The following is an 18,988-nucleotide window of genomic DNA, read 5'->3' as shown; positions in this document are numbered from 1 at the left end:
CTACTCCGCCGCCAGAAGCCGCTTGCGCGCCTCGCGGTTGTGCTGCTGCGCTTCGGGGTCGGCGACGGGCGAGGCCAGCAGCAGCTTCTTCGTGTACTCGTGGTCCGGGGTCCTCGTGACCTTCGCCGCCGGCCCCGTCTCGACGAGGTCGCCTCGGTAGAGCACCGTCACCCGGTGGCTGATATGGCGCACGACGGCGAGGTCGTGCGAGATGAACAGGTACGACGCCCCCGTCTCCCGCTGCAGGTCGATCAGGAGCTCGAGCACGAGCGCCTGCGTCGACAGGTCGAGCGCGGACACCGGCTCGTCGCACACGATCAGCTTCGGCGCGGGCGCCAACGCCCGCGCGATCGCGATGCGCTGGCGCTGGCCGCCGGAGAACTCGCGCGGGAGGCGATCGACGGCATCCCTGGGGAGCTCCACCTTGTCGAGCAGCGAGCGCACCCTGTTGCGCGCGTCGTGCGCCGTCGCCCCCTGCACGATGAGCGGCTCGGCGAGGATGTCGCCGATCGTCATCGAGGGGTTCAGCGACGTGTACGGGTCCTGGAACACCACCTGGATGTGACTCGCGAGCCCGCGCCGCGCCTTGCCGGCGAGGCCGCCGATCTCCTGCCCGCCGAACCGGATGGATCCGCCGGCCATCGGCACGAGGCCGAGAACGGCGCGGCCGATCGTCGTCTTGCCCGACCCTGACTCGCCGACGAGGCCGACGGTCTCCCCCGCGCCGACGTCCAGGTCGATGCCGTGCAGCACCTCGTTCGGCTTCGCGCGGAACCCCTTTCCGGGGAAGCTCACCCGCAGGTCCTCGATCTCGAGCAGGCTCATGCTGCCCCTCCCGCCTCGGTCGGCGCATCCTCGCGCACGGACTCCTCGCTGAGGATCGCACCGAGGAGCATCTTCGTGTACTCGTGCTGGGGATTGCCGAACATCTCGCGCACCTCGGCGTGCTCGACGATTTCGCCCTTCTTCATCACGGCGACCCGGTCGCAGACGTCGGCGACGACGCCGAAGTTGTGCGTGACGATCAGCACCGCCATGCCCAGCTCCTCCTGCAGGTCGCGGAGCAGGTCGAGGATCTCGGCCTGCACCGTGACGTCAAGAGCGGTCGTCGGCTCGTCGGCGATCAGGAGCTTGGGCCGGCTGGCGACCGCACCCGCGATGAGCGCGCGCTGCGCCATGCCGCCCGAGATCTCGTGCGGGTAGGAATCGAACGTGCGCTGCGGGTCGGGGATGCCGACGCGCTCGAGCAGGGCGAGCACGCGCGAGCGCGCTTCCTTCTTCGACACCGGCAGCGCCGCGCGCACGCCCTCGACGAGCTGCGAGCCGATCCGGTACGACGGGTCGAGGTTGCTCATCGGCTCCTGCGGGATGTACGCGATCTCGCTGCCGCGGATCTTGCGCATCTCCGCGTCCGACAGCCGCAGCAGCTCCCGCCCCTCGAACCGGATGGAACCGGCGGGGATCATCGCCTCGTTCGGCAGCACGCCGAGCGTCGAGAACGCCGTCTGCGACTTGCCCGATCCGGATTCGCCGACGAGGCCGAGGACCTCGCCCTGGCGCACGGCCAGGCTCACGCCCTTGACGACCTCGATGATGTCACCGTTCGCCGCGGGGTAGGCCACGTGCAGGTCGGTGATCTCGAGGATCACGTCCGAACCGGCATCGGCCGCATCGGCGATCTCGGCAGTCGGCCGCGCACCGATCTTCGCACCCTTCGGCTTCGAGCCCTCGAGCGCGTCGCGCAGCGAGTTGCCGAGGAGCACGAAGCCCGCCGTGATGACGCCGAGAACGAGGCTGGGCCAGAGGAACTGCGTGGGCGCGATGTACAGGTTGCGGAAGCCGGACGAGATCATCGCGCCGAAGCTCGGGATCTCGAGCGATCCGACGCCGAGGAATGCCAGGCCCGACTGCACATTGATCGCCGACCCCGCCATGAATGCGGCGGCGATGATGATCGGCCCTCGCACGATCGACAGTACGTGGCGGCCGAGGATGCGCAGGTTGCCGAGGCCCGAGACGCGCGCGGCATCGACGTAGAGCTCGTTCTTCACGCCCAGCACGAGGTTTCGCACGATGCGGTAGACGCCCGGCGCGAGCAGCACGCCGAAGATGAGCATCGTGATGCGGTAGTCGCCGCCGGTGACGGGCATCAGTACGATCAGGATGAGCACGCCCGGCACGGTCATCAGCAGGTTGAAAAGCCACTCGGTGACGAACCGCGTGCGGCGCCCGTAGTAGCCGCCGACCAAGCCCGCGATCACGCCGACGATGACGGCGACGCCGGTGCCGAGCACCGCCGACACCAGCGCGGTGTTCGTCGAGTGCAGCAGACGACTGAAGATGTCGCGGCCGGACTCGTCGGCACCCAGCGGGTAGCTGGGCGTGCCGACCGGTGCGTTCACCATCGACAGCTCGGCCTCATTCGGGCCATGCGGTGCGATCCACGGCGTCAGCAGTCCCATCAGGAAGATGAGCGCGAGGATCACCGAGGTGATCACGAACTGCGGGTCGCGCAGCAGCTTGCGCATAGTGGACGTGCGTCCGGATGCCTTGCGCTTCGCGGTGACGATCGCCTCGGTGCTGGGCACCGACACGTGCGTCGTGCGGGGGTCTTTCGAAGAGCTCACTGGATCCTCGCTTTCGGGTTCAGCCAGCCGTTGGCGATGTCGGTGACGAGGTTGACGATCGTGACGAGGACGACGCCGAACGCCGATACGCCGAGGATGACGGGGATGTCGCCCTGGAGCGACGCGTTGAAGGCATAGCTGCCGAAGCCCGGCAGCGCGAAGACGTTCTCGATGATCAGCGCCGAGCCGAACATCTGGATGAACTCGAGCGACATCACCGTCAGCGCAGGGCTTCCCGCGTTGCGCAGCGCGTGCTTCAGCACGATCGAGCGGTTCGAGATGCCGCGGGTGCGCAGCGTGCGCACGTAGTCCCGGCTGAGCTCGTCGATCATCCGACCCCGCACCTGCGCCGACATGTTCGCGACACCGGCGATGACGAGCACGATCACGGGGATCGTGATGCTCCGCACCCAGGCGATCGGGTCTTCGCCGAACGGCGTGTAGCCGGTGGCCGGCAGCCATTGCAGGTTCACGGCGAAGATCACGACGAGGCCGATCGCCAACAGCAGCCCGGGGAAGATGAAGCCGGCGAGCGAGACGAGCTGCGCGAATCGGTCGACGGCACCACCGCGGGACGCCGCCCAGACGCCCAGCAGGACCGAGAGGATCGAGGTGATGATCAGGGCGGGCACGATGATCGACAGCGTCACGGCGAGCCGCTGGATGACCGCGGGCCCGACCGGCAGCGATGTGTAGACCGAGACCCCGAAGTCGCCGCGCGCCGCGGCACCCAACCAGTCGAGGTACTGCACGAGGATCGGGCGATCCCAGCCCCTGTCCACCATCAGGGCGTCGACGCTCTCCGGCGTCGACGACTGCCCCAGGATCGTCCGCGCCACGTCGTCGAACGACGTGCTCAGCAGGAGGAATACCAGGAGGGTGATCAGGACGGCGAGGACGACCCCGCTCGCGAGCCTTTTGAGGATGTACTGCAGCATTGCGCTCTCAACATTCCCGGGGAGGGGCGCGTGCCGCCCCTCCCCGTTCGGTGCTATTCGCCGGCGCCGAAGGCCCGCACGGTCATCGGGAGGCCGCCCACCGCCGAGTACGTCACGCCGTCACGCAGCGCCCACGTCGACCCGAGGTATGCGATCGGCGCCGTCAGCGCCTCCTCGACGGCGTACTCGTTCAGTTCCTGGTACGCCGGCTGCGCCGCGTCGAAGCCGACCGTCGAGTCGATCTCCGAGAACACCGTTCCGAGTGTGTCGTCCGTGTAGCCCATCGGGTTGCCGAAGCCGCCGTCTGCGTAGTGGTAGAACGCGTCGCCGGCGTCCGAGTTGAAGCCGACAATCTGGAACGTCAGTCCGTAGTCGCCCGACAGGTGCGCGGACTGCGCCTGCTGGGGCGGCACCGAGACCCATTCGACCCCGAGCCCGATGCTCTCGAACGCCTCCGAGATGGCGGGCTCGACGGTCGTCGACAGGAAGGTGCTCGGGATCTCGAACGTCTCGCCGGCGTACCCGGCTTCCTCGACGAGCTCCCTGCCGAGATCCGGGTCGTATTCGTACGTGCCGTTCAGCGACTCGTCGTATACGCCGCCGTCCGGGTTGAACACCTGCTCGGTCGCCTGACCGGCACCGCTGAACAGACCGGTGACGATCCCCTCCCGGTCGAGGGCGTGGTTGATGGCTTGGCGCACGCGCTTGTCGCCCAGTGCGGGGAAGTTCTCGCCGCCCTTGTCGACGATGTCGAGGACGGCGACGGCGGTCGCGGGGATCTCGGAGAGCGTGAACTCGTCAGTGCTGAGCTGGCCGACGAGCTGCGCCTGCACGGTCGAGCCGTCGATCTCGCCCGACTGGAGCGCATTCAGCGAGGCCGTCGGATCCTGCATCGCCTGCACCGTGAACGTGTCGAACGGAATGGCTTCGGCGTTCCAGTAGTCCTCGCGCTTGTTGAGCACGTACGACGTACCCGGCACTGTCGCTTCTGTGTCGAGCGTGTACGGCCCGGATCCGACCGGGTCGGTCGCCGCGCTCTCGCCCTCGAGAGACTCCGGCTGGGCGAACGCGCCGGCGCCGAGCGCCAGGTTCTCGACGAACTGGGGGTCGTGGCTCTCGAAGCGGATCTCGATGGTCGCCTCATCGGCGGCGACGATCTCGGTGACCTGGGAGTACTTGGCCTGCACGACGCCGGGCGTCTGCCGCGTGCGCTCGAGCGACGCGGCCACGGCCTCGGCGTCGACGGGCGTGTCGTCGCTGAATGTCATGCCGTCCTGCAGCGTGAGGGTCAGCACGGTGCCGTCGTCGTTGTACGACCACTCCTTCGCCGCGTTCGGGATCAGCTCCCCCGTGTCGCGGTCGCGGGCCAGCAGGGTGTCCATGACCGAACCCCACACCAGCATCTGCGTACCGTCGGCGACCTGCGCCGGGTCGAGCGAGTTCGGCGGAGACTGCACGGCCACCGAGTACTCGGCGGGCATCGCCGCCTCGGCACCTGTGGATGGCGCCTCTTCCGAGCTGCCGGCGCAAGCGGTCAGGGTCAGGCCGAGCGTCGCGGTTGCCACGCCCATCAGGAGGGCCGTGCGCCGGGGACGGCGCGTGAGGTGAGGCATGTCACTCTCCTTCGAATGAATGCGGCTGACGGATGGTCCGATGAGCCGGGTTGCTCGCCGCAGTTAGAAGTAAACCAGGATCTGTTTGAGATGACAACCGATTGCCAGAACTGATTGGCAACGAATTCGCAACGCCGATGCATCCCACGGTTCGAAACGCACCTCGGCTACTCAATCGGTTGCCGACAGCTCGTTCCCGCCGCTCAGATCCGGCCCGTGCGGGCAACGCCGCCGAGCCAGCCGAGGCTGGGCTTCGGCGTGCGGGCGAAGGTCTCGCGGTCGACCGCGATCAGGCCGAAGGTCGGCTCCCAGTGCCCCCACTCGTAGTTGTCGAGCAGCGACCAGTGCAGGTAGCCGAGCACGTCGATGCCCTCACCCATGGCCTCGCCCAGGCCGGCGAGCGCCGCCTCCATGTAGCGAATGCGCTGCGCGTCGTCACGGGTCGCGATGCCGTTCTCCGTCACCAGGATCGGGGTGCCGCCCGAGACCTCCCACGCATGCCTGACCGCCATGGCAAGCGAATCGGGCCGGTACGCCGTGCCGACGAGGGTGTTGTCGGGGTGCGGCGGGTGCGGCACCAGCCCGTCGGCGTCGACCTGCTGGCTCGAGTACGCCTGCACGCCGACGAAGTCGTCGCCCCTGGCGCCCTCCCAGTACACGTCCTCCTTGCCGTACCGGATTTCGCGCAGCTTCTCCTCGCCACCCGGGAGCGCCGTGAGTGCACCCGCCGCGACGGTCCAGCCGACCTTCGCGTCGGTCTTCTCGCGCAGCACGGCGCGGGCCGCGTGGTGGATCCGCACGAACATGCGCCCGATCTCGGGGTCGGCGTACTCGAGGAACTTCGAGTGCGATTTCTTCTCTTCGCCGTCGCCGTCGCCGTCGCCGTCCACCGTCGGACTCTGCCACTTCTCGGACTGCTGCTCCTGCATCCGGCGCATCGCGGTCATGATCGCCGCCTGCATGTTCGGCTCGTTCATCGTGACGACCCACTCGACACCGTCGAGGATGGCCGTCGCCCGATCGGCGTAGCGCACGAACAGATCGAGCGCATCGGGCGAGGTCCAGCCGCCCTGCTCCGCGAACCACTGCGGGGTCGTGAAATGCTGCAGCGTGACGACGGGTGTGACGCCGCGGGCGAAGCACTTCTCGATCATCCGGCGGTAGTGCGCGAGTTCGGCGTTCGAGAACTGCCCCTTCTTCGGTTCGATGCGCGACCACTCGAGGCTGAAGCGGTACGACGTGAGGCCCGCGTCGGCGAGTAGGTCGATGTCTTCGCCGTAGCGGTGGTAACTGTCGCACGCGTCGCCGGAGGGCTCCATGCCGGGCATCTTGCCCTCGCGGGCCCACCAGTCACTGTTGATGTTGTTGCCCTCGACCTGGTGGCCCGCCGTCGAGGCGCCCCAGAGGAAGCCGTCGGGGAATGTCGTCATCGTGTCGTCCTTCGTTCGGGATGCTGTTCAGTCGGAGAAGCTGTGCTGACCGGGACCCGCGCGGTGGTGTTCGCCCGAGGGGAGCACAATGCGGGCGGCGGTGCCCTCCGGCAGCCCGACGTCGAGCGCGAAACGCCCCGCGTCGATGCGCCAGGAGACCGTGATCCGCCCCTGGGGGCCGTCGTGGTGCCCGCGAGCCCAGGTGAGGCCGCCGCCGGGGACGGGAGCGATCAGGACGTCGCGCCAGCCGGCGCCGCCCGGCTCCTGGCGGAGCCCCAGCGCGTGCGTGTGCAGGAACCGAATGACGGCGCCCTTGCTGTAGTGGTTGAGGGATTCGTGCGCGCGCCCGTCGGCGTCGATGCCCTCCCACTCCTCCCAGATGGTGGTCGCCCCGCGATCGACCATCGTGAGCCACGACGGCGCCGTGCGCTGCATCAGCAGTTCGTATGCGACGTCGGCGCGGCCGTGGTCGGCCAGGACGGGCAGCAGGTGCGCGGTCGACAGGAAGCCCGTCGTGAGGTGGGTGCTTGCCTCGCGCACGCATTCGACGAGCCGATCGACGGCGCGGGGCACCAGCTCATCCGGGATCAGGCCGAACGCGAGCGCGCGCACGTACGACGCCTGGGTGTCGGCGCAGGTGCGCCCGTCGTCGCCCAGGTATGCCGAGCGCCACGCGTCTCGGATGCGCGGCGCCAGGTCGTCGTACGCCGATGCGTCCTTCCCCAGCACCCGGGCGATGTCCGCGAGCGTTCGGACGGAGCGGAAGAAGTACGCCGTGCCGACCTCGCCCTTGTCCGCCATGAACCAGGCAGTCGGGTCGTCCTGCACGGGGTTGATGTCCCGACCGTCCGCGTCCTTCTTCCGCGGCTCGAGCCACTCGCCCCAATGGAAGGTCCCGTCCCAGAGGTATTGCTCGAACGGTTGGGGTTCCGGGTGCGCCGCAGCGCGCGCCGCATGGCGACGCCCGGCGGCCGCGGTCCTCTGCCAGGAGACCCAGCGGACCATCGCGTCCCAGTTCTCGGCGAGCACCTCCGTGTCGCCGTAGGCGAGGTGCATCTCCCACGGGACGGCGACGATCGCATCGCCCCAGCCCGCGGAGCCGGTCATCATCGCGAGCTGATCGTCGAGGTGCTCCTTGATCCGGCGGCCGTCCGGCGAGAAGTTGGCGATGCGCCCGTCCGGCAACTGGTCGTCGCGCACGGACTGCAACCACTTGCGCGAGAAGCCGAGCACGTCGTACAGGCGCGTCGCCGTCGGTGCGAACACCTGATAATCGCCCGTCCACCCCATCCGCTCGCGCGTAGGGCAATCGGTCGGCACATCGACGGCGTTGCCGCGGAAGCTCCAGTCCGCGATCTCGTGGAGGCGGTTCAGGCTCTCATCGCTCGACGCGAACGACCCCGCGCGCTCCAGGTCGGTGTGCACCACCTGCATCCGCACGCTCGCGGGGTCGAACGGCGCGCCCTCCCGCACGATGCGGGCGTACTGGAAGCCGTGCACGGTGTGGCGGGGTTCGAAGACCTCACCGCCGCCGCCCGCGACGACCTCGTCGCGCTGCGAGAACGTCGTGCGGCTGCCGCCGGGGCGGACCGAATCGAGATGCGACGTATCGAGGTCGCCGTCGGCGCCGACGAACTCGCCGTGATCGATGATGGTGCGCGTTCCCCGCGGGCCGAGGTCCGCCATCTGGAGCCAGCCCGACGCGTTCTGCCCGAAGTCGAGCACCCAGACCCCCGGGCGGATCTCCTGCGCCGAGGTCGCCGCACGGGTCTCGACGACGCGGACAGGAGGCGCCGTCGACCAGGAAGGGCGCGGGGCCTCGACGACGCCGAGCGCGACAGGAACACCCTCCCCCGGTTCGACCCGGAAGTCGGTCACCTGCCCGCGCATGAGCCCGGCGTCGACGATGGGCGACGCGGTGCACTCCCACGACCCGTCGGTGGCGATGACGGCCTCCGCACCGTCGGCACCGCACACGCGCAACTCGGCGCGGACGGCGGTGCGCTCACCCCACTGGGCCGGGTGGCGGAACGCGCCCACCTCGCCGAGGAACCAGCCGTCGGAGAGCGTCAGCTCGATCACGTTCTCGCCGGGCACGAGCAGGGGCGCCACGTCGAACCGCTGCGCGTGCACCGTGACGTCGTACGACGTACTGCCGGGCAGGAGCTCGGCGGTGCCGACGCGCTCACCGTTGAGCTCCGCCGTGTACAGGCCGAGCGCCGTGGCGACCAGCGTCGCCGATTCGACGGCGTCGGGCACGACGAATCGCCGCGCGAACACCCGCGCGGGGCGGGCGGCGCCGCTCCCATCCGGCCCGGCTGAGATCCACTGGGCGGAGGCGAGGTGGGCCTCGGCGTGATCGCGCATGGGGATGCTCCTTCGCAGCGCACTGACGGTGCTCCCCTGCACTCTAGGCAACGCCAACGCATTTGGCAATCGACTGCCTGACTGACCCTCCACGCAATGCCCCAACGCCCGGCCGGCGCATTTGTTGCCAGATCGGATAGTGTTTCCATAATCGTACGGAGGAGACGCCATGACTGACCCAGTCGAGAGGGAAACCACCAACGGCAATCGGAAGCCGTCCGCGACGATCTACGACATCGCCCGCACGCTCGGGCTGAGCCCGTCGACCGTGTCGCGCGCGCTCAACAAGCCGGGCCGTGTGAACGCGAAGACCGAGAAGCGCATCCGCGACGCCGCGGCCGACCTCGGCTACCGCAGCAACCCGATGGCGCGGGCCCTGCACACGGGGCGGACCCGCATGCTCGGCCTCGTCGTCTCTGACCTCACGAACCCGGTGTTCTTCAGCCTCGTGCGCGGCGCGGAGAAAGCGTGCAACGAGCTGGGCTACACGCTCGTGTTCGCGGAGTCGCAGGAGTCGGCGGAGGCCGAATCGGGCACGCTCGACCGCCTGCTGCCCGCCGTCGACGGCGTCCTGCTCGCCGCCGCGCGCCTCAGCGACGAGGAGATCACGACGATCGCCGGCTCCACGCAGGTCGTGCTCGTCAACCGCAGGGTCGACGATCTGCCCGCCATCGTGCCGGAGATCGAAGCCGGCGCCGCGCAGGCGATCGAGCACCTGCGAGAGCTCGGCCACACCTCGGTGGCCTACCTCGCGGGCCCCCCACAGTCGTGGATGGCACGCGTCCGGGGCGAGCGCTTGCTGGACCACGCCGTCGCCGCCGGTATGACGTTCGCCGAGATCCCCTCCGAATCCCCGACGAGGGAGGGCGGCGCGGCCGCGCTCCGCCGCGTGCGGGCATCCGGCGCCACCGCGATCCTCGCGTACAACGACCTCATGGCGATCGGACTGTCGCGGGCGTGCCGCGAGGCGGGGATCGACGTACCGGGAGACATCAGCGTCGTGGGCTTCGACGACATCTTCGGCGCCGACTTCGCGAACCCGTCGATCACGACGGTGCGCAGCCCCCTCGATCAGGCGGGCGCCGAGGCGGTGCGCTTGCTCGTCTCGATGCTCGACGAGGAACAGGCGCCACCGGCGGCGGAACTCACGACCGAACTGGTCGTCCGCGAGTCGACCGGTGAGGCCACTTCCTCGCAGTAGGGGCGTTCTTCGGCAGGCGTCCCACCGTGGTCACTGCGCCTCAGAGCATCATCCATCCGTAGCGTTTGGCTACCGATTGCCATAGGCTCGATCCCCATGAGCACTCAGCCGATCCTCGCAGGCTTCCACCCTGACCCGTCGATCTGCCGCGTCGGCGGAGACTACTTCCTCCTGAACTCTTCCTTCGAGTACGTGCCGGGGCTTCCGATTCACCGCTCGCGCGACCTGAAGACGTGGGATCTCGTGGGCCACGCAGTGCCGGATGCGGCCGTCATCGCCGCCCAGGAAGGTGCGGCAGGGGCGAGCGCCGGGCTCTACGGCCCGTCGCTGCGGCACCACGGCGGCCTGTTCTGGGCGACGACGACGAGCCTCGGGCGGTTCAGGGACGGGATCCTCATCACCCATGCCGAACGACCGGAGGGCCCCTGGTCGGATCCAGTGTTCGTGCCGGGGACGATGGGCATCGACCCCGACCTGGCATGGGACGACACGGGCACGTGCATCCTCACCTGGCGGTCGATGCGCCCGGGCGGCATCAGCCAGGTCGATATCGACCCGCTCACGGGCGAGCGCCTCGGCGACGCGCGGCTGGTGTGGCCGGATGACGACGGCGCCGAGACCGAGGGCCCGCACCTCGTGCGCAGGGGCGAGCGGTGGTACCTCTTCACCGCGCAGGGCGGCACGCACACGGGCCACGGCGTCTCGGTCGCACGAGCGCGCCACCCGCGCGGCCCGTTCGAGACGCATCCGCACAACCCCGTGCTGACGCACCGCGGCACCGGCCATCCGGTGCAGGCGACCGGTCACGCCGACGTCGTCGAGCTGGCCGATGGCTCGTGGGCGATGGTGTTCCTCGGCATCCGCCAGCAGGGGTCCTTCCCGCGTTCTCACGTGCTCGGGCGCGAGACCTTCCTCGCCGGCCTCGACTGGGAGGACGACTGGCCCGTCGTCGTCGAGGAGCGGTTCCCCGAGGCGTCCGCGCCGACCGGCTTCGCCGACGACTTCGACCGGATGGATGCGCGGTGGGTCTCGCCGTCGGTGAGAGCCGCGGCTTTTGCTTCCGCGGCAAGCGGGCTCACGCTGTCGTCCGGGCGCACAGCGGACGCAGCGGAGCAGACCCGCGTGCTCTGCACCCGCGTCACGGCGCACGAGTGGGACGCGGCCGCGATGCTGGCCGACGGCGACGGCGCGCTCTCGGTGCGGATCGACGCGACGCACTGGTACGCGATCGAAGCGGTCGGCGATCGGATCCGCGCACGGATCGTGTCGCATCCGTTCGACCAGGTCCTCGGCGAGGCGGACCGGCCCGTGACCGCGAACCTCGCCATCCGGGCCCGCCTGATCCCGCGTACGCAGCGCGGCAACCGGGGCCCGGACATCGTGTCCCTCGGCTTCATCGCCAACGGCGAGTTCACCTCCCTCGCGGACGTCGATGGGCGGTACCTCTCGACCGAGCTCGCCGGCGGCTTCACGGGCCGGATGCTCGGGCTCGAGGCGCTCGGCGGACCGGCACGGTTCTCCCGCGGCGAATTCACGGTGCGCTGAACCAGCGCTCGATGCACGTGGACGGCCGAACGCGGCGCAGGTGTACCACCCCGATCCAGTGACCGCGCGCACTGGCGCGCAGCACCGTACAGATCTACTGCAACCGCAGTACACGCGTTCACCCCACGGGACGACGCGGTGGACAATGATGTCCGGTTGGCTGTTCTCATCGACGAAGGGAACATCATGACCGACGAGCACACCATCGACCTCGACGCCCTCCGCGACGTCTATCGCCACGAGCGCGACCGCCGCATCCGGCCCGACGGCGCGCGCCAATACGCCCGCACCGCCGGGGAGTTCGGCTACTACGCGAAGGACCCGTACACCGACCGCACCGAGCGCGAGCCCGTCGGCGACCGCGTGAACGTGCTGATCATCGGCGCCGGTTTCGGCGGCCTGCAGACCGGCGCGTTCCTCCGCGAGGCCGGGATCGACGGCATCCGGATGATGGACGAGGCCGGCGACGTCGGCGGCACCTGGTACTGGAACCGCTACCCCGGCGTGCGGTGCGACATCGAGTCGTACGTGTACATGCCACTGCTCGAGGAGACCGGCTTCATGCCGACTGAGCGGTACGCGACGGGCGAGGAGATCCGACAGCACGCCGTGCGAATCGCGAAGCACTACGACCTGTACCGCGACACGCTGTTCCAGACGCGGGCGACGTCGCTGACCTGGAGCGACGAAGGCGCTGAGTGGACCGTCACGACCGATCGCGGTGATGAGTTCCGCGCGCGCTTCGTCGTCACCTCATCCGGCACCCTCACCCAGCCGAAGCTGCCGGGCATCGAGGGCATCGACGCGTTCCGCGGGCACACGTTCCACACCAGCCGCTGGGACTACGGCTACACCGGCGGCGACCAGACGGGCGGCCTCGAGAAGCTGCGAGACAAGCGCGTCGGCGTCGTCGGGACGGGGGCGACGGGCCTGCAGGTCGTGCCGCTCGTCGCCGAGTACGCGAAGGAGCTCGTGGTCTTCCAGCGCACGCCCTCGACCGTCGACGTGCGCGACAACCGCCCGACCGACCCGAACTGGGCCGCGGAGCAGAAGCCCGGCTGGCAGCGCGAGCGGATGGACAACTTCCTCGAAGTGCTCGCCGGCGATCCGGTCGAGGAGAGCCTCGTGACCGACGGCTGGACGAAGACCCCGAGCCTGCAGCGCGAGATCCTCTCCGGGTCGTTCGGCGACAGCACCGACACCGAGCTCGACGATGCCGTCACGATGAACCGGATCCGGGCCCGCGTCGACGAGATCGTCGAGGACGTTCCGACCGCCGAAGCGCTCAAGCCCTGGTACCGCTACATGTGCAAGCGTCCGGGCTTCAGCGACACGTACCTGCAGGCGTTCAACCGCCCGAACGTCACCCTGGTCGACACGGCCGACCACCACGGCATCACCCGGATGACCGAGAACGCCGTCGTCGTCGGCGACGAGGAGCACGAGCTCGATTGCGTCATCTTCGCGACGGGCTTCGATGCGGGCGTCTCCGGCGTCGTCTCCGGCACCCTGCCCGTCGCGGGCCGCGGCGGCAGGCAGCTGCTGGAGGCGTGGGGGCGGGGCCCGCGCACGCTGCACGGCTTCTCGACCCACGGGTTCCCGAACCTGCTGCAGCTCGGCGCCCTGCAGAACGCCAACTCGGTCAACTTCGTGCACGTCCTGCAGGAGCAGGCATCGCACATCACGGCGATGATCGCGGCCGCCGAGCGCTCGGGCGCAGCGTGGGTCGAACCGACCGCCGAGGCCGAGGAGGCCTGGGTGCGCGAGGTCTTCGCGACGGCGCACGACACGGCGGCGTTCCAGGCCGAGTGCACGCCCGGCTACTACAACGGCGAGGGCACGGCCGCCATCACGGGCATGACGTACTCCCCCGGCCCCGTGGCCTTCCACCGACTGCTGCGCGAATGGCGCGAGACCCGGATGCACGAGGTGCTCGTCACCGACGAGCAGGCATACGCGCTCGCGCAGGGCGCGTACGCGGAGGCGACGGCGTGAGGCGGGCACTGGCCGCAGGCGCGGTGCTCGCCGCCGTTCCGCTCGCCCTCGCAGCGTGCGCCTCGGCCGAGGAGGACGCCGCAGGCGCCCCATCAACGGAGGTCGCCGTGGAGCTGAGCCAGGTCACGGAGCCGCACGACGCGACCGGTGGCACCCTGCTCGAGGGGCCGACGTTCTCGGAGGAGAGCGAGCTCTTTGTCGTCGACGTGATGGCGCCTCCCGGCGACGCGAAGGTGCTCCGAATCGATACGACCGACGGGTCGTCGGAGCCCGTGTACTCGGACGACGCGAGCGCATTCACCTCGGCGCAGTTCGGCGACGACGGCCGGCTGTACCTGACCGACATCGTGGGCGGCAGCATTCAATCGATCACGACCGAGGGCGACGACCCGAGGACAGTGTTCGAAGGTGACGTGGATGGGCGCCGCATGCAGCCGGACGATCTCGCCTTCGGCGGTGATGGTGCGATGTACGTCAGCGACACGAGCGGGATGGGCGGAACAGATGGCGACATCGGGCGCGTCGTCCGTGTCGATGCCGAGGGCTCGGCGAGCGTCATCGCCGACCAACTGCCGTCGCCGAACGGGATCAGCTTCGACGAGGACATGGCCGGCCTCTGGGTGGCGCAGTACAACGCCAATCGCGTCGACTACCTCGCGCTGAGCGAAGACGGCAAGAGCCTGGCCGAGCTCCACACGGCGTTCCACGTCGACGGAGGCACGACCCGCGTCGATTCGACGGCGGTCGACGCCGACGGGAACGTCTACCAAGCGTTCCACGGCCGCACGGCGATCGAAGTATTCGCCGCCGACGGCGCCCGCCTGACGACGATTGACGTGCCGGATGACGAGCACGAGCTGTCGTCGGCGACCAACATCGCGATCGAGCCGGGAACGACCGATGGCTACATCACGGTCAGCGGCGCCGACGGCGGCTTCATCTACACATTCGACGCCCTCGCCGAGGGCACCCGCCAGTCCAACGGCGGCTGAACACCCACAACGGAGGAAGAACACCATGACCGCACTCACCGCACAGTCCACGATCGGCGATTGGCTCACCGACGAGACCGGCCGCCCGCTCATCGAAGGAATCCTGGGTGCCGCCGGCATCGGCGCCGACAAGCTCGAGCCCGTGCGCGGCCTGCCGCTGCAGCAGCTCGTCGCGCTGAGCCAGGGCAAGATGCCGCAGAGCGTCGTCGACGACCTCGTGAAGCAGGCCAACGGCGGCGTCATACCTGACGAGGCGGAATCCGGCGCCTGGCGCGAGCAGGTCACGCCCGGCCGCTTCGCAGGGAAGACCGTGATCGTCACGGGCGCGGCCAGCGGCATCGGCCGCGCTACCGCCTCGCGCGTCGCGCGCGAAGGCGGCCGCGTCATCGCGGTCGACCTGAGCGAGGAGCGTCTGAACGAGGCGGTCGAGGCCCTCGCGGGCGCCGACGTCACCGCCGTCGCGGGCGACATCACGAGCGACGAGGCGATCGACCGGATCATCGCGGCCGCTGGCGAGAAGATCGACGCGCTCGCGAACGTCGCCGGCATCAACGACGACTTCTCGCCGCTGCACGAGACGAGCGACCAGGTCTGGGAGCGCGTGATGAACGTCAACGTCACGGGAACGTTCAAGCTCTCCCGCGCGGCCGCAGGCCGGATGCTCGACGCCAGCCGCGGAGCGATCGTCAACGTCTCGAGCGAGGCGGGCCTGCGCGGAAACGCCGCGGGCAACGCCTACACCGCGTCGAAGCATGCCGTCATCGGCATGACCCGCTCGGCCGCCTTCATGTACGCCAAGGACGGCATTCGGGTCAACGCCGTCGCCCCCGGCGGCGTCGCCACCGGCATCCCGTTCCCGCCGAACATGTCGGAGGCCGGGTCGGCTCGCCTCCGCCCGTTCCAGCAGGCGATCCCCACAGTCGCGACGGCCGAGGAGCTCGCCGCGTCGATCACGTTCCTGCTCTCCGACGACGCCGTGAACATCAACGGCGTCGTGCTCGCCTCCGACGGCGGCTGGTCGGTTCAGTAGCGGCACCGCGCCCGTTCCCGCCGGGGCGCGCCGGTGAGCTCCCCACTCACCGGCGCGCCCCGGACTCCGCATGCTCGCTGGGCGATCTCGATGACCGGGCACGGGTCGGTCCGATGCAGCACCGAAGGTGCCGATCACGCGCGTCCAGCCCCGACAGAATGCGACGGCGCACAGAACGGGGCCGATGCTTGTCTGCATCGGCCCCGTTGCATGCGCCGCGTCACGCGGCGGGGAGGGGTACCCAGGTGGAGCGATGGACCCGCGGCTCCATCGCGCGCCGCGGGGTGAACCGCGACAGCAGGACGAGGTCGGATGCGGCCAGAACGGAGCGGGCGTCACGGGCCTGCTTCCGCGGCCGCACGACGTCGGCGCGGCTCACGACCGGCTCCTCAGCCGCTTCGCGATGATGCCGGCGGCGGTCACGGCCGCAAGCCCCGCGGAAAAGATGGTGAACGTCTTCTTCTTCGACATGATGTCTTCCCTTCATCTCAGGCGCTCGGGCCAGTGATCACTGCGGCGGGCACCCCCGGAACGAGGTCGCTGATCGCGCCGACGCCGCGGGCGACGACCGCCACGATGCCGAAACCGACGAACCAGACGGCGCACGCCGCCCAGCGCAGCGGGGTCAGCGCGACGGCGGTCACCGACAGTGCCAGATCGGAGTCGTTCAGCTGCTCGTCCATGGGGATTCCTTCCGCTCCTCAGGCGTCGCTCTGACGCCTGATAAGAGGTTCTCGGAATCCCGCTCCCGCCGCGTCATCCCTGGGGACTGACCCACGTACTGCGGGAGGAGTACTCGGGGCCGCGTCGCCGCCGCCCGCCATCCGACGCCGTCGGCGGCGCCGACCCGAGCTCGTTCCCGGCACGGCGCGGCCAGGGCACAGCGCAGACCCGGCGCGGCTCCACAGCGCGCCGTTCGAGCGGCCCGCGGGTTCTCCCGCCGTCGGCGACCACGAACCCGCCGCCGACGGCGTACAGTCGATACGTTCGGCGCGCGCCGGAATCCGACCCGAGGAGGAGCCGTGACTGCACCGGCCGAACGCCCGACGACCCGTCGCCGATCGCACCGACGCCAGCGCCCGAGCGCACTCGCCCGCGTGCTGCGCGTGATCGTGCCGGCCGCGCTCATCCTCGTGTGGCTCACGGCCGCCGGCATCGGCGGGCCGTACTTCGGCAAGGTCGACGAGGTCTCCTCGAACGATCAGACGGCGTACCTGCCGGAATCCGCGGATGCGACGCGCGTGCAGGAGATGCTCCCGGAGTTCACCGATTCCGAGGCGATCCCCGCCATCGCGGTCTTCGTCGGCGACGAGGAGCTCACGAGCGACCAGCTCGACGCGATCGGCGACGCGACTGCCGGGCTCGCCGACCTCGACGCGGTGACAGAGGACGTCTCCCCCGCGATTCCCTCCGAAGACGGCCTCGCCGCACAGACATTCGTGCCCATCTCATCCGAGGCCGATGTCGGCGATGCGGTCGCGGACCTCACAGCGGAGCTCGAGGCCGACGCGCCGGATGGCGTGACCGTGTACGTCACGGGCCCTGCCGGGTTCACCGCAGACCTCGTCGCGGGCTTCGCGGGTATCGACGGCCTCCTGCTCGGCGTCGCCCTGCTCGCGGTGCTCATCATCCTGATCGTCGTCTACCGCTCGCTGCTGCTGCCGATCGCTGTGCTCGCGACGAGCCTGTTCGCCCTCTGCGCCGCCCTGCTGCTGATCTGGTGGCTCGCGAAATGGGACGTATTGCTGCTCAGCGGCCAGACGCAGGGCATCTTGTTCATCCTCGTGATCGGCGCCGCCACCGACTACTCACTGCTGCTCGTCGCGCGCTTCCGCGAGGAGCTGCGCGCGACGAACGACCGCTCGGTCGCCATCATGCGCGCGCTGCGGGGCGCGTTCGAGCCGATCGTCGCCTCGGGCGGCACCGTGATCGCAGGCCTTCTGTGCCTGCTGTTGAGCGACCTGAAGTCGAACAGCACGCTCGGCCCGGTCGCGGCGATCGGCATCGTGTTCGCGATGCTCGCCGCGCTCACCCTGCTGCCCGCACTGCTGTTCGCGTTCGGGCGCGCGGCGTTCTGGCCGCGCCGGCCGAAGTTCGAACCGGATGCCGTCGCGGCCGAGCCCGCGATTCCCGCCAAGGGCGCATGGTCGCGTGTGGCGATGATGGTGCGCGCCCGCCCGCGGACGATCTGGATCGCGACGGCGCTCCTTCTTGCCGTCGGCACGCTCGGGGTCGGACAGCTGCAGGCATCCGGGGTGCCGCAGTCCGATCTCGTGCTGGGCGAGTCGCCCGCGCGCGACGGCCAGGCGGCGCTCGGCGAGCACTTCCCCGGTGGATCCGGCAGCCCCGTCGACGTGGTCGCGCCGGAAGGCGAGCTGCAGGCCGCCGCCGACGTGCTGCTCGACAGCCCCGGCGTCGACGCCGTGACCGTCACGGTCACGGATTCGCCGGTGGGTGCCCCGGTCACCGCCGAAGGCGTCGGCTCGCCCATCCCGGGCGCCCCGGTCCCCGAGCCCGCCGTCGTCGACGGCTCGGTGCTCCTGCAGGGCACGCTCGTGGACGCAGCGGACTCCGCGGCGGCCGAGCAGACCGTTCGCGACCTCCGGAGCGACTACGCCGACGCCGTGCCGGGCGCCCTGGTCGGTGGGGTGACGGCGACCGCCGTCGACACGAACGATGCGTCGATCCACGACCGCACCCTGATCATCCCCGTCGTGCTGGTGGTGATCGCGCTCATCCTGATGGTGCTGCTGCGCTCGATCGTCGCCCCGCTGCTCCTGCTCGTCACGACCGTGCTCTCGTTCGGCACGGCGCTCGGCGTCTCGGCACTCGTCTTCAACCATGTCTTCGAGTTCCCGGGCGCAGACCCCGCCGTGCCGCTGTACGGCTTCGTGTTCCTGGTTGCGCTGGGGGTCGACTACAACATCTTCCTCATGACGCGCGTGCGCGAGGAGTCCCTCGAACACGGCACGCGCGACGCCGTGCTGCGAGGTCTCGTCGTCACGGGCGGCGTCATCACGTCGGCCGGCCTCGTGCTGGCCGCGACGTTCGCCGCCCTCGGCGTCATCCCCATCCTGTTCCTCGCGCAGATCGCCTTCATCGTCGCCTTCGGCGTACTGCTCGACACCTTCGTCGTGCGCTCGCTGCTCGTGCCCGCCCTCGTGCACGACATCGGCGACAGGGTCTGGTGGCCGTCGAAGCTGTCGCGGCGAGCGCGATAACGCCACTCACCCCGCCGCAGTCGCAGATT

Annotated in this window: 14 protein-coding genes; 6 read left to right on the top strand and 8 right to left on the bottom strand. The window is 69.9% G+C overall.

Annotated elements, in window-relative coordinates; all coding sequences use genetic code 11:
• From C0010_RS14630 to C0010_RS14605, 6 genes are all read right to left on the bottom strand, one after another.
• Positions 1–825, bottom strand: coding sequence for an ATP-binding cassette domain-containing protein (locus tag C0010_RS14630; protein ID WP_105567830.1), 825 nt, complete (start codon positions 823–825; stop codon positions 1–3).
• The gene (locus C0010_RS14625) at positions 822–2,627 is read right to left on the bottom strand and encodes a dipeptide/oligopeptide/nickel ABC transporter permease/ATP-binding protein (protein ID WP_232531984.1); all 1,806 of its coding nucleotides are present in this window, start codon (positions 2,625–2,627) and stop codon (positions 822–824) included. Before C0010_RS14625 ends, C0010_RS14630 begins: the two co-directional genes overlap by 4 nt.
• Positions 2,624–3,565 (bottom strand): ABC transporter permease, encoded by a 942-nt coding sequence (locus C0010_RS14620; protein WP_105567829.1) that lies wholly within the window; start codon positions 3,563–3,565, stop codon positions 2,624–2,626. The genes C0010_RS14625 and C0010_RS14620 overlap by 4 nt, the downstream gene beginning before the upstream one ends.
• Positions 3,566–3,618: 53 nt before the next feature.
• On the bottom strand, positions 3,619–5,178 hold the full coding sequence (locus C0010_RS14615) for an ABC transporter substrate-binding protein (protein ID WP_105567828.1): 1,560 nt from the start codon (positions 5,176–5,178) through the stop codon (positions 3,619–3,621).
• A gap of 203 nt (positions 5,179–5,381) precedes the next feature.
• Entirely contained in the window at positions 5,382–6,608 is a 1,227-nt protein-coding gene (locus tag C0010_RS14610) for a glycoside hydrolase family 1 protein (protein WP_105567827.1), read from the bottom strand.
• A 27-nt stretch (positions 6,609–6,635) separates the two neighbouring features.
• Positions 6,636–8,975 carry an alpha-L-rhamnosidase gene (locus C0010_RS14605; RefSeq protein WP_232531983.1) on the bottom strand — a complete coding sequence of 780 codons (2,340 nt, stop codon included), beginning with the start codon at positions 8,973–8,975 and terminating at the stop codon, positions 6,636–6,638.
• Positions 8,976–9,144: 169 nt separating this feature from the next.
• Here C0010_RS14605 and C0010_RS14600 point away from each other — a divergent pair, with 169 nt between their 5' ends.
• The 5 genes from C0010_RS14600 to C0010_RS14580 all read left to right on the top strand — a co-directional run bounded on the left by C0010_RS14600 (position 9,145) and on the right by C0010_RS14580 (position 15,738).
• Entirely contained in the window at positions 9,145–10,176 is a 1,032-nt protein-coding gene (locus tag C0010_RS14600; protein WP_105567825.1) for a LacI family DNA-binding transcriptional regulator, read from the top strand.
• A gap of 96 nt (positions 10,177–10,272) precedes the next feature.
• Entirely contained in the window at positions 10,273–11,721 is a 1,449-nt protein-coding gene (locus C0010_RS14595) for a glycoside hydrolase family 43 protein (protein WP_105567824.1), read from the top strand.
• A gap of 156 nt (positions 11,722–11,877) precedes the next feature.
• Positions 11,878–13,716, top strand: coding sequence for a flavin-containing monooxygenase (locus tag C0010_RS14590; RefSeq protein WP_232531982.1), 1,839 nt, complete (start codon positions 11,878–11,880; stop codon positions 13,714–13,716).
• Positions 13,713–14,708 carry an SMP-30/gluconolactonase/LRE family protein gene (locus tag C0010_RS14585; protein WP_232531981.1) on the top strand — a complete coding sequence of 332 codons (996 nt, stop codon included), beginning with the start codon at positions 13,713–13,715 and terminating at the stop codon, positions 14,706–14,708. The genes C0010_RS14590 and C0010_RS14585 overlap by 4 nt, the downstream gene beginning before the upstream one ends.
• A gap of 25 nt (positions 14,709–14,733) precedes the next feature.
• The gene (locus tag C0010_RS14580) at positions 14,734–15,738 is read left to right on the top strand and encodes an SDR family NAD(P)-dependent oxidoreductase (protein WP_105567822.1); all 1,005 of its coding nucleotides are present in this window, start codon (positions 14,734–14,736) and stop codon (positions 15,736–15,738) included.
• A gap of 220 nt (positions 15,739–15,958) precedes the next feature.
• Here the strand turns inward: C0010_RS14580 and C0010_RS15085 are convergent, their stop codons facing one another.
• The gene (locus C0010_RS15085; protein WP_158685535.1) at positions 15,959–16,117 is read right to left on the bottom strand and encodes a hypothetical protein; all 159 of its coding nucleotides are present in this window, start codon (positions 16,115–16,117) and stop codon (positions 15,959–15,961) included.
• A 109-nt stretch (positions 16,118–16,226) separates the two neighbouring features.
• Positions 16,227–16,421 (bottom strand): hypothetical protein, encoded by a 195-nt coding sequence (locus tag C0010_RS14570; RefSeq protein WP_105567820.1) that lies wholly within the window; start codon positions 16,419–16,421, stop codon positions 16,227–16,229.
• 339 nt (positions 16,422–16,760) lie between these two features.
• Between C0010_RS14570 and C0010_RS14565 the strand changes: the two genes are divergently transcribed.
• Entirely contained in the window at positions 16,761–18,959 is a 2,199-nt protein-coding gene (locus C0010_RS14565; RefSeq protein ID WP_408631084.1) for an MMPL family transporter, read from the top strand.
• Positions 18,960–18,988: the final 29 nt, after the last annotated feature.

Origin of the sequence: Microbacterium halophytorum (assembly GCF_002970975.1) — a bacterium.
Taxonomy (GTDB): Bacteria; Actinomycetota; Actinomycetes; order Actinomycetales; family Microbacteriaceae; genus Microbacterium; species Microbacterium halophytorum.
The sequence above is the reverse complement of the archived record's forward strand: the minus strand, read 5'-3'. Positions and strand labels throughout refer to the sequence as shown.